The following is an 11280-nucleotide window of genomic DNA, read 5'->3' as shown; positions in this document are numbered from 1 at the left end:
GCGCTCACGACTCCAAATACTCAGTGGCAGACCCGCCCGCTGGAGGCGTTGTATCCGGTGATCTATCTCGACGCGATCATCGTGAAGATCCGTGATGGCGGGCACGTGCGCAACAAGGCCGCGCATATCGCCGTGGGCGTCGACATGGACGGGATCAAGCACGTCCTCGGGATCTGGGTTCAGGCCACCGAGGGATCGAAGTTCTGGGCATCGGTTTGCGCGGAGCTTGCCAACCGCGGCGTCCGTGACGTGCTCATCGTCTGCACCGACGGGCTCACCGGATTCCCCGAGGCCGTCGCGGCGACCTGGCCGCAAGCGACCGTGCAGACCTGCGTGGTCCACCTGATCCGCGCAGCGATGCGGTTCGTGAGCTACAAAGACCGCAAAGCCGTCGCGGCCGCGCTGAAACCCATCTACACCGCGGTGAACGACGACGCCGCCCTGGAAGCGCTCGAGGCATTCAATGACTCCGACGTCGGCCGACGCTACCCCTCGGCGGTGAAGACGTTCCAGGACGCCTGGGACCGATTCACACCGTTTCTGGCGTTCCCGCCCGAGCTGCGCCGCGTGATCTATACCACCAACGCGATCGAGTCGCTGAACTATCAACTGCGGAAAGTCACGAAATCGCGGGGGCACTTCCCGAACGACGCCGCCGCGGTCAAGCTGCTCTGGCTGGCGATCTGCGACATCGAGGACAAACGCGCCCGAGAACGCGAGAAGGAACGCGGACGCCCCGCGAATCAGAGGAAAGCCTCCGGCCGGCTCATCGAGGGCAACACCACGACGAACTGGAAACAAGCCCTCGAACAACTCGCACTCGCCTACCCCGACCGCATCACCCCCTACCTCTAACCACCAACACCGAACCGCTTACACAGACAACTTGACAAGCCCGGTGCCGATCCAGATCCCGTCGACCAGCACAGCGTGGTAGATCGTTTCGACCGGCCCCAGCCGTGGGGTCAGATCCCAGCACCACGCGCTGTGACGGCGGAAGGAGCGTCCTGAGGCGGTCCCGTCGGTCTCGGCCTGCGTGTTCGTCCCAACCAGCCAGGTCACGAACCGGCGCAGCTGTTCACGGGCGGTGAGGTCCGGGCGGCGCCGGACCGACGACGCCCCGCATAACGGGCACCGCCACCGTTGCGTCCCCGACGGGTGCCGTCCGTTCTTGACGAGCTTCGTGCCGCATACCAGACAGGTGGTCGAGTTCGACGGAAGGCCCACGAGTAAGCCTCGCAGACCATACCAATCCCCGATTCACCACGTAATCACGCGGCTAGATCGAGACCTCATCCACTCTTTTTGGCCTATAACCCACCTTCTCTAGAACCAGGTGATGGGGATGATCACCGTCAGTCCGAGGCCGAGCAGGAAGATGCCGCTGCTCACGCCGATGAGGACCCACTGGGCGCGGCGGTTTTGGATCACCGCGGCAATACCGAGGAGGAACAGCGAGATCGCCATCAGGACCGTGTTCAACGTCAATCGATCGCTGTACTGATTGGCTTCGTCGCCTCGAGCGAGCAGAGTTTCAGCCTCGGCATCCGTCTCCGACCATCCTCCGAAGAGCGCTTCAAGGTAGTCCTCCGAACCCTGCGGGTCGGTGTAGGTCGTTGGGTCTGCCTCGTTCTCGGCCTGGGCCCACGTGATCGCGGCGTCCAGGTCGTCTGAGACGCTCGTGAAGTACAGCTGGTCGTACTTCTCCGATGCCGTGGCAGCGAGGTTCGGGTCTGCGCTGCCCATCTCGATCTGATACTCGAAGAGGCGTGTCAGGGTCTCGGCATCCTGCACGTACTGCTGGTTGGCTTCGAGGTAGAGCGACTCGGCCTCGGTCTGGGCTGCACCGCCACGCGAGTACGCGGCGGCTTGTTGGCCGCCGTACAACGCCGCTTGGAAAGAAACGTACGCAGTCGCTACCGAAACGACGCCGAGGAGGATGACGATCAGCAGTTGCAGATCGTCGAGAAACGATCGGCGGGGTGCCGGGATCGCATCGGGAGAGTCGGGCATGAGCGAGATCGTACTGCCTCTGGGAGGCCGCTCAGAATAGGCGGGTGGGGTGGCGAAACGCGCTCAGCTGTAGACCGAGGTAATGCCCAAATACTCCTCGAGCGACAGCCCGCTGTTGTACACCGCCGTCGCGGTGTCGACGCCGAGGTAGCGCAGGTGCCAGGGCTCCCAGATGTATCCGGTCACGCCCTCTTTGCCCTGCGGATAGCGCACGATGAAACCGAATCGGTGCGCGTTGGCGGCGACCCATTGACCCTCGGGTGTGTAGCCGAACGCTTCCGTGATGGTGTTCAGATCGAACGCGAGGCCCGACTGGTGCTCGCTGTGCCCGGGCCGCGCCGAATAGCGGTCAGCGGCAGCCGAACCGTCGCGGGACGCATAGCTGTTGTAGACCTTGACCTGCGTCGCGTACGAGCGGAACCCGCTCGCGATCCAGAGGTTGTGGCCCACGGATGCCGCTTCCGCCCGCATCCGCTCGAACGCGGCGAGCGTGTCGCCGGTGAGCCCGTTCCCGTACCAGCTGGGGAGGCGATAGGTCTTGTTGACGATCAGGATGCCGTTGATGTACGTGGGCTGAACGCCGTCGTCCCCGCCGCCACTGTTGCCCCGCGCCTGCGCAGCCTCAGCTGCGGCTTGCGAGTCTTGGACCGCGGTCCATGATTGCTGGTACGCCCCGATCCGCTGCGACGCGCTACCAGCCGCCGGGTCGCCGAGCGCGGCGACCGCGGCAGCGTACGCATCCTTGGTCTCCTGCGAGGCAAGACTCGGCACCTCGACCGCTGCGCCGTGAGCTGCTGCCGACGCGACGACGGCGTCGATGTCGGCCAACGCCGCAGTGGTGGCGGCTTCCAGCTCCGAGGTCGACCGCTCGGATGTCTCGGCGGTCTCGGACAGGTGGGCCGCGTCGTCGGTGAGCGATTGCGCCTGCGCGAGCTGAGCCTCTCGGCCGTCGGGTACGTCTGGCGTCGAGCGCGGGTCGGGTGCCGTTGTCGTAGCCGTCACCTCACCCGGCGCGGCGATGGTCAGCAGCCCCGCTGCGACCAGTGCATCCAACGATGCTCGCAGCGTGTCGAGCGTCGCCGAATCCTGCAGCATCTCGGCGTTCGTGACCTCGATGACCGTCGATGCTTCAGCTGCCGCAGCGATGGCTTCTGTCTGGGCAGCGCTGAACGCGGCGGACGATTCGTCTACCGCATCTGCGGAGGCCACCCACTCGGCGAGCGCGTCATCGAATGCAGCGCGGGCCTTGGCGTTGTCGGTCGTGATCGTCCCGACGACGCCAGCCGTCGTGAACACTGCCGCGAAGCCGAGGAACGTCCGGCGCGCGATCGCTCGGTCTTTGCGGCTTGCCCCCATGAAGACAAGGGTAGTGCGCGTGAGAGCGGGTACCGTGAACACGTGAGTTCGGCACGTCGCCATCGATTCCGCGGGGTACGCCGCGGAGAATCCACGGGCACGCTCGCGCCTGTGGCACGCACGGGTATCGCGACGGCAGCTGTGGCCTGCTTCGTGCTCGGCGGTCTCGGCCTCGCGTCCGCGGCAGATGCGTCGAGCTCGCCATCCGTGGCCGCGCAAGCGCCGGCAGGCGAGGTTGTCGTCGTCCCCGGTACAGCCGAGGGCGTCACCGCCCGAGCCACAGCGGCCGTTGCGGCGATGAGTCTCAGCGAGCGCGCCGCGAGCGTGATCATGGGGCACATCTCGACGACCGACCCCGGCGTGCTTCGCGACTACATGTCGACTACCGGCGTCGGCGGCTTCATCCTCATGGGTGCGAACATCCCGGGCTCCGAAGACCAATTACGAGGGATCACCGCGGCGCTCACGGTAGACCCGGCGGTTCCACCGTTACTGGGAATCGATCAGGAAGGTGGGGATGTGTCGCGCCTGCCGTGGGACGACTTCCCGTCGTCGATCACGCTCAAGAATGAGCCGCCAGAGGCTACGGAACTCGCGTTCGCCGGGCGCGGCGCACTCGTGCAGCGCGCGGGAATCTCGGTCAACTTCGGCATCGTCGCCGACATCACCGACGACACCAGCATGTTCATCTACCGCCGAGCGCTCGGGACAACGCCCGAAAGTGGCGCCTCACATGTTGGTGCTGCAGTGGTCGGCGAGGAACCTGAGTCGCTGTCGACCCTCAAGCACTTCCCGGGCCACGGCGCAGCCCCCGGAGATTCGCACCGCGGCATCCCGTCGACGACAAAGACATATGACCAGTGGCGTCAGACGGACGCCGTTCCCTTCGCGGCAGGCATCGACGCCGGCGCCCCGTTACTCATGTTCGGGCACCTCGCGTACACATCGGTCGACGAGAAGCCCGCGACCCTGTCGAGCGAATGGCACCGCATCGCGCGCGAAGAACTCGGCTTCGATGGCGTCGCCATCACGGATGACCTGGGGATGCTCGAGGCGTCGGGCCTGCGCGAGTACCAGGATCCCGTCGCCAACGCGGTAGCCGCGCTGGCCGCGGGGAACGACATGTTGCTCTCGGTGCTCGGAACCGACGCGCAGACCGCCGCACAGCTGACGGCGGGAATCGTCGCGGCGGTGGAATCCGGTGCACTTCCCGCGGCGCGGCTGGACGAAGCCGCCGTGCGGGTGATGACGATGCGACTGCAGGCGGCGGGTGCCGGTCGCGGGCTTGTGCCCTGCTCGTCGTGCGCGCCCGTGTCGTGATCCCCGTCGTCAGGGCAGCGGAGGCCCGGGAACGGGTTCGATCAGCGCGGGGGAGTTGTTCCGGACGTTGCCGACGTCGGCGCTGACGGGATACGCCTCCAGCGTGTCTGCCACCGTGGCTGCAGCATCGACTGCGGCATCCAAGATGTCTCGCGGATAGTCGACAGTGGGATCGAGCCAGGCATCGGCGTGATCGGGACCCATGAAGACGGGCATCCTGGCGTGGAGCGAGCCGAGTCCACCGGCGGAGGCGCGGGTGAGGATCGTGAACGAGAGCACCCACCGGTCGTCTGCGTCTTCGGCCTTTGACGGGTCCTTCCACCATTCGTAGAGCCCGGCGAACAGCAGCGGGGCGCCGTCGGCGGGGTGGATGAAGTACGGGGTCTTTCCGGCGTCAGTGCGATGCCACTCGTAGTAGCCGGTCACGGGGACGATCGCGCGTCGCTTCTCGAGGGCAGCGCGGAACATCGGCTTATCTTCGAGCTCCTCGGAGCGAGCATTGAACGCCCGCGCCCCGATCGAGAGGTCCTTCGCCCAGCCGGGAACGAGGCCCCAGCGCGCAGCTTCCAGCCGCCGAACCGGGGGTTCGGACTTCGCCGAATCGAGCACGACGGCAGCCTTGTCGGTGGGAGCGACGTTGAAGGACGGTCCGGGCAGGTTATCGCCGACGAGGTCGACCCGCAGCATCCCGACGAGTTCGGTTCCAACGCTTGCAACCACGAACCGTCCGCACATGCGGCAAGCCTACGCGGGGGATACCCCAGCGTCCTGGAGGCGATCGAGCAGGCCCGCACCGTCGGATGCCGTAACCCACGGTACTTCGGCAGCCGAGTGGTCGTTCACCGCGGTTCGGCCGCCAGCGAGCACGGCTTCGGCGGGGGAGAGGCGGCGGATCGCGACTGCTGCCACGTGGCCCGGGTTCTCGCTCGCGAAAGCCGTGTAGATCGCATCGTCGTGCTGCCCGTCGTCGCCCACGAGCAACCAGCGGATGTCGGGGAACTCCTCGGCGAGGCGCTGCAGACTGTGCTCCTTGTGGGCTCGTCCGCTTCGGAACCATCGGTCATGGGTGGGGCCCCAGTCCGTGAGCAGCAGCGCTCCTGGCGGGAAGAGGTGGCGTCGCATGAATCGCACCAGCGTCGGCGCGACGTTCCATGCCCCCGTCGACAGGTACACGACGGGAGAGCCGGGGTTCTCGCGCGCAAGCCGCTCGAGCAGCACCGCCATGCCCGGAACCGGCTGTCTGGCGTGTTCGTCGACGACGAAGGAGTTCCATGCCGCAAGAAGTGGACGCGGCAGTGCTGTGACCATCACGGTGTCGTCGACATCCGAGATGATGCCGAAGCGCGCGTCCGGTGCGACGACGAATACCCGTGATTCAACGGGAGCGCTGTCTTCGACCGTCATCGTGAACGTCTGCCAGCCCGGCGGAAGCGTGGCGTCGAGAACGACATCCACGACGCCGCCCCGGTCTGCTGCCACGGTGTGAGTCTTGCCTGCGACGGTTATCTGCACGCTGGCGAAGCCGACCGGAACCGCCAGAAAGCTGCGCCAACCTCGAACCGAGGCATACTCGCCGCCGCCGCGCGGTTTACGCGGCGGAACGATCAGTACTCGTCCGAGAACCCGGATCCAGCCATCGCCGCCGTACCCCGCGAACGGGGTCACCGTCGGCTTGTGGCCGCGCGCGCGGGCACGTCGCTCCCGCCAGGTGTGGAATCGTCGCTCAAGCCGTGCGAGCCACAGGATCTTGGGGGGCGCGGGGGTTTCCTCCGGTCCGGGCACCCGTTCAGTCTGTCATGCCATCGGCAGCCGGGTTCCGTGTGGCGTCGCCGACGGGACTGCTCTCGTCATCCGCATCCATGTGCCGCCGCTCGATGCGATGCAGCACCTTCTTGCCCAGGTAGATGGCCAGGATGAACAGCGCGATCGCTCCGACGAAGATGTACCCGGCGTAGTGGGCACTGTCGGCGAGGTCGCGGTAGGTTCCCGCCGCGGCCGACGAGACCGACACGTAGATCGTCGCCCACAGGATGCATGCCGGCGCTGTCCACGCGAGGAACCGCCGGTAGGGGTACCCGGTCATTCCGACCGTGAGTGGAACGAGAGAATGCAACACCGGGAGGAACCTACTGAGGAAGATCGCGATCCCGCCGCGTCGATTGACATACAGCTCGGCTCGGATCCACGCACGCTCGCCGATGCGGGCGCCGAGGCGGGAATATCGGATGCGCGGACCGAGGAAGCGCCCGAGCCAGAATCCGATGCTCTCGCCGATGAGGGCGCCGATCACGACGGCGACGCCGAGCGCGACACCCTCCCACGGGCCGGCGACGGCGGTCCCAGCAATGATCACGATCGTGTCGCCCGGAACGACAAGTCCGACCAAGACGCTGGTCTCGAGCATGATCGCAAGGCCAGCCACGAGTGTGCGCACTACCGGATCGACTGCCTGCACCGTATCCAGCAGCCATGTGAGCCACTCGTTCATTCTTGAAGCGTAGAGCCGCCGACAGCGTTTAGCCTGTGAGGCGTGACCACGCCGCAGTCGATCGTTCCGTTAGCGGCATGGCTCGACCCAGAGCGAGTCTTCTGTGGATGGGCTGATCGCTTCGAGAATGCGTTCTGGTTGGATGCCGGACCCGGTGCGACCTCAGCGCGGAGTTGGGTCGGTATCGGTGAGTCAGTCGCCTCAACCGTCGTCGAACAGGTGGTCGTGCGGGGAAGTGTTGCCGAAGACGATTCGCGCTCGGATGAGCGCGGTCCGAGGCCGGGCGGATGGGTCGGATGGTTCGCGTACGACGGCGGGGCCCGGCGAGCCGGCGCGCCGACTCTCTCGGACTCGGATGACGAGACCCGATGGATGCGGGTGCGCGCTGTCGTCGAGTTCGACCACGCGACGTCCCGCGCGACGGTATTCGCGGGAGGCGACGCTCGAGAACTCGCCACCGAACTCGCTGCACTGCCGCATCCGGGTGCTGTCGGGGAGCCGACGCCGGTCGTCGCGTCCTCGCGGCACGACGCGGCCACGTACGCGGCTCTGATTGAGCAGTGCCGCGAGCAGATCCGCCAGGGAAACGCGTACCAGCTGTGTCTCACGACGCGATTCGAGGTGGAAGGTGCCGTCGATGCGGTGGCAGCCTACCGACGCCTTCGACGGGGCGTCAGCGCTCACCATGGCGGTTTCGTGCGGATCGCCGACCGCGCGCTGCTGAGCGCGAGTCCCGAGCAGTTCCTCGACGTCGACCGCGGCCGGGTGCGCACTCACCCGATCAAGGGCACCCGTCCCCGCTCTGCCGACTCCGTGATCGATGCCGAACTCGCCGAAGACCTGCGCACCGACGTCAAAGAGCGCGCGGAGAACGTCATGATCGTCGATCTGATGCGCAACGACCTCTCGCGCATCTGTGAGATCGGAAGCGTGACTGTCGAGCGGCTCTTCGATGTCGAGTCCTACCCGGCAGTACATCAGCTCGTGAGCACGGTTGCCGGCAACCTGTTTCCGGGCCTGGAGGTGGGCGAACTCCTGGGCGCGACATTTCCTGCCGGCAGTATGACCGGCGCGCCGAAGCTCTCGGCGATGTCCATCCTGCAGCGGCTGGAGGGCGCGCCGCGTGGCATCTTCGCCGGATGCTTCGGATGGGTCTCACTCCAGGGGGATCTGGATCTGGCAATGGTCATTCGCTCAATCGTCGTTGAGAACGGCCGCGCGTACGTCGGAGCCGGCGGCGGTATCACCTGGCTGTCGCATCCGCCGTCCGAGGTTGCGGAGGTCGTCGTGAAAGCCCGCGGACCGCTGGCGGCTCTTGGCGCATCCGTGCCGTCCGGTTGGACGATGGTCGCCCCGGACGCGTGATTCCAGGCATCCGGTAGCCTGGATGCTGCGCTTTCGCGTGTCTTCCCTGCATCCCGATTGGTACCCGTTACGTGAGTCAAATGGCCCCTACCGACACCGTTGCCGCCCACGGTCCCGAAGGCGGGTATGACCCGCAGGCGGTCCAGGCCAAGTGGCAGGAGCGCTGGGCGGCGGCCGACCCGTTCCGCGCTGGTGGAGCCGACGACACGCGCCCGCGCAAGTACGTGCTCGCGATGTTCCCGTATCCGTCGGGTGACCTGCACATGGGCCACGCCGAGAACTACCTCTACTCCGACATCGTCGCCCGCAGCTGGCGGCACCGCGGCTACAACGTGCTCAACCCCATCGGGTGGGACTCGTTCGGTCTGCCGGCCGAGAACGCCGCGATCAAACGTGGCGCTGACCCGCGCGAGTGGACGTACGCGAACATCGACCAGCAGAAGGCAGGCTTCCGTTCCTACGGGGTCTCATTCGACTGGAACCGGGTGCTGCACACCAGCGACCCTGAGTACTACCAGTGGAACCAGTGGCTGTTCCAGCGGCTCTTCGAGCGCGGTCTGGCCTACCGCAAAGAGAGCCCGGTCAACTGGTGCCCGGTCGACCAGACGGTGCTGGCGAACGAGCAGGTCGTGGATGGCCACTGCGAGCGATGCGGCGCCGAGGTCATCAAGAAGAAGCTCACGCAGTGGTACTTCCGCATCACTGATTACGCCGATCGTCTGCTCGACGACCTGAACCAGCTTGAGGGCTTCTGGCCCCACAAGGTCATCCAGATGCAGCGCAACTGGATCGGCCGTTCAGTGGGCGCCGACATCGACTTCGAGATCGAGGGTCGCGACGAGAAGGTCACGGTCTTTTCCACGCGCCCCGACACGCTGTACGGCGCAACGTTCATGGTGGTCGCACCCGACAGCGATCTGGCTGCAGAGTTGGCATCCGGGTCGACGCCGGATGTGCAGAGCGCCTTCCGGGACTACCTCGAGACCGTGCAGAAGCAGACCGAGATCGAGCGTCAGAACACTGATCGCCCCAAGACCGGGGTTTTCTTGGACCGCTACGCCGTCAACCCGATCAACGGCGAGCGCCTGCCGATCTGGGCCGCCGACTACGTGCTGGCCGACTACGGCCACGGCGCGGTGATGGCCGTGCCGGCGCACGATCAGCGCGACCTCGACTTTGCACGGGAGTTCGGCCTACCCATCCGCGTTGTTGTGGACACGACCGCACCCGCCACGGGTGCCATCCCGGTCATCGGGGAGGACGGTCCGCTCTCGGAGGATGCCGATGACATCGAGTCCATCGATCCCGCGAAGACGGGGGTGGCGCTCAGCGGTGAAGGACGTCTGATCAACTCCGGGTCGCTGGATGGCCTGAGCAAGCGGAACGCCATCGCGCGGATCACCGAGATTCTTGAGACTGCGGGCACGGGGCGCGCCTCGAAGTCGTATCGCCTCCGCGACTGGCTCATCTCTCGCCAGCGCTTCTGGGGTACGCCGATCCCGATGGTGCACACCGAGGACGGTCGTATCGTCCCGGTCCCCGAGGACGAGCTGCCCGTCAGGCTCCCCGACGCTCACGGCCTCGACCTGGCGCCCAAGGGTACGTCCCCGCTCGGGGGCGCTTCCGAGTGGATGGCTACCACCGACCCTGAGACCGGTGATCCAGCCCTTCGCGACCCCGACACGATGGACACGTTCGTCGACAGCTCGTGGTACTTCCTGCGCTTCCTGTCACCGGGCAACGACTCGGTTGCTTTCGACCCCGCAGAGGCGCAGCGCTGGGCGCCGGTGGACTTCTACATCGGGGGTGTGGAGCACGCCATCCTGCACCTGCTGTACGCGCGCTTCATCACCAAGGTCCTGTTCGACATGGGACTCGTCGACTTCACCGAGCCGTTCTCGAGCCTGATCAATCAGGGCATGGTGATTCTCGGCGGCTCCAAGATGTCCAAGAGCAAGGGCAACCTCGTGCTCTTCCACGAGGAGCTCGCGACGCACGGTGCCGATGCGCTGCGCGTGGCTCTTGCCTTCGCGGGCCCCGTCGAGGACGACAAAGACTGGGCCGATGTCTCCACGACGGGTGCGCAGAAGTTCCTCTCTCGCGCGTGGCGCATCGCGCAAGAGGTCACGAGCGAGCCGGATGTCGTCTGGGCGGAGGGTGATGTCGCGTTGCGCCGAATCACCCACCGCCTCTGGGCGGAGGCTCCGGGCCTCGTCGAGCAGACGAAGTTCAATGTCGTCGTTGCGCGGCTGATGGAGCTGGTCAACGCGATCCGCAGAACCATCGACACCGGTGCGGGCCCCGCAGACCCGGCGGTGCGGGAAGCAGCCGAGGCTGTGGCGATGATCCTCGACCTGTTCGCCCCGCACACCGCTGAAGAGATGTGGGAAGCGCTCGGCTACGAGCCGTTCGTCGGGCTCGTCGGGTGGCGTCAGGCCGATCCGACGCTGCTGGTCGAAGACACGGTCACGGCGGTCGTGCAGATCGACGGCAAGGTACGTGCGACGCTCGAGGTCTCTGCCAAGATCGACGGCGCCGACCTGGAGGCTCTCGCTCGCGCCGACGAACGGGTGCTCCGCTCGCTCGCCGGACGCGACATCACACGGGCCATCGTTCGCGCTCCGAAGGTCGTCAGCTTCAGCACGAGCTGACGCCTTCCTCCCCACGGGAGGTCTGCGAGAGCTTCTGCACCGCTTCGGTCCCCCCGTCGCTCGGTGACTGAGTCATCGCCATAGCGT

10 protein-coding genes are annotated in these 11280 nt (G+C 66.3%); 4 read left to right on the top strand and 6 right to left on the bottom strand.

Going from position 1 to position 11280, the window contains the following annotated elements; genetic code table 11:
• The coding region (locus B4F19_RS12800; protein WP_292735497.1) for an IS256 family transposase at window positions 1-855 on the top strand (855 nt) is incomplete at its 5' end.
• Between the two features lie 18 nt (window positions 856-873).
• Here the strand turns inward: B4F19_RS12800 and B4F19_RS15935 are convergent.
• The 3 genes from B4F19_RS15935 to B4F19_RS12790 all read right to left on the bottom strand — a co-directional run bounded on the left by B4F19_RS15935 (window position 874) and on the right by B4F19_RS12790 (window position 3369).
• Window positions 874-1227 carry a transposase-like zinc-binding domain-containing protein gene (locus B4F19_RS15935; protein WP_422662294.1) on the bottom strand — a complete coding sequence of 118 codons (354 nt, stop codon included), beginning with the start codon at window positions 1225-1227 and terminating at the stop codon, window positions 874-876.
• A 99-nt stretch (window positions 1228-1326) separates the two neighbouring features.
• Complete coding sequence (locus B4F19_RS12795) at window positions 1327-2013, bottom strand: hypothetical protein (protein ID WP_292735494.1); 687 nt, start codon at window positions 2011-2013, stop codon at window positions 1327-1329.
• Between the two features lie 63 nt (window positions 2014-2076).
• A complete protein-coding gene (locus tag B4F19_RS12790) occupies window positions 2077-3369 on the bottom strand; it encodes a M15 family metallopeptidase (RefSeq protein ID WP_292735491.1) in 1293 nt (430 codons plus the stop codon).
• A gap of 42 nt (window positions 3370-3411) precedes the next feature.
• On the opposite strand from B4F19_RS12790, the gene B4F19_RS12785 reads away from it, so the two are divergent.
• The gene (locus B4F19_RS12785; protein ID WP_292735488.1) at window positions 3412-4689 is read left to right on the top strand and encodes a glycoside hydrolase family 3 N-terminal domain-containing protein; all 1278 of its coding nucleotides are present in this window, start codon (window positions 3412-3414) and stop codon (window positions 4687-4689) included.
• 9 nt (window positions 4690-4698) lie between these two features.
• Here B4F19_RS12785 and B4F19_RS12780 read toward each other — a convergent pair whose 3' ends face one another.
• The 3 genes from B4F19_RS12780 to B4F19_RS12770 are packed head-to-tail and all read right to left on the bottom strand — an operon-like array spanning window position 4699 to window position 7177.
• Entirely contained in the window at window positions 4699-5424 is a 726-nt protein-coding gene (locus B4F19_RS12780; RefSeq protein WP_292726929.1) for an SOS response-associated peptidase, read from the bottom strand.
• 9 nt (window positions 5425-5433) lie between these two features.
• Entirely contained in the window at window positions 5434-6471 is a 1038-nt protein-coding gene (locus B4F19_RS12775) for an App1 family protein (protein WP_292726927.1), read from the bottom strand.
• 4 nt (window positions 6472-6475) lie between these two features.
• Entirely contained in the window at window positions 6476-7177 is a 702-nt protein-coding gene (locus tag B4F19_RS12770) for a DedA family protein (RefSeq protein WP_292726925.1), read from the bottom strand.
• 42 nt (window positions 7178-7219) lie between these two features.
• Here B4F19_RS12770 and B4F19_RS12765 point away from each other — a divergent pair, with 42 nt between their 5' ends.
• Both B4F19_RS12765 and leuS read left to right on the top strand, forming a co-directional pair.
• Window positions 7220-8542: an anthranilate synthase component I family protein gene (locus B4F19_RS12765; protein ID WP_292735485.1), complete on the top strand. Its 1323-nt coding sequence runs from the start codon at window positions 7220-7222 to the stop codon at window positions 8540-8542.
• Between the two features lie 80 nt (window positions 8543-8622).
• Window positions 8623-11193 (top strand): leucine--tRNA ligase, encoded by a 2571-nt coding sequence (leuS, locus tag B4F19_RS12760; protein ID WP_292735482.1) that lies wholly within the window; start codon window positions 8623-8625, stop codon window positions 11191-11193.
• Window positions 11194-11280 lie beyond the last annotated feature (87 nt).

Origin of the sequence: Microbacterium sp. UBA1097 (assembly GCF_002313585.1) — a bacterium.
GTDB lineage: Bacteria > Actinomycetota > Actinomycetes > Actinomycetales > Microbacteriaceae > Microbacterium.
The sequence above is the reverse complement of the archived record's forward strand: the minus strand, read 5'-3'. Positions and strand labels throughout refer to the sequence as shown.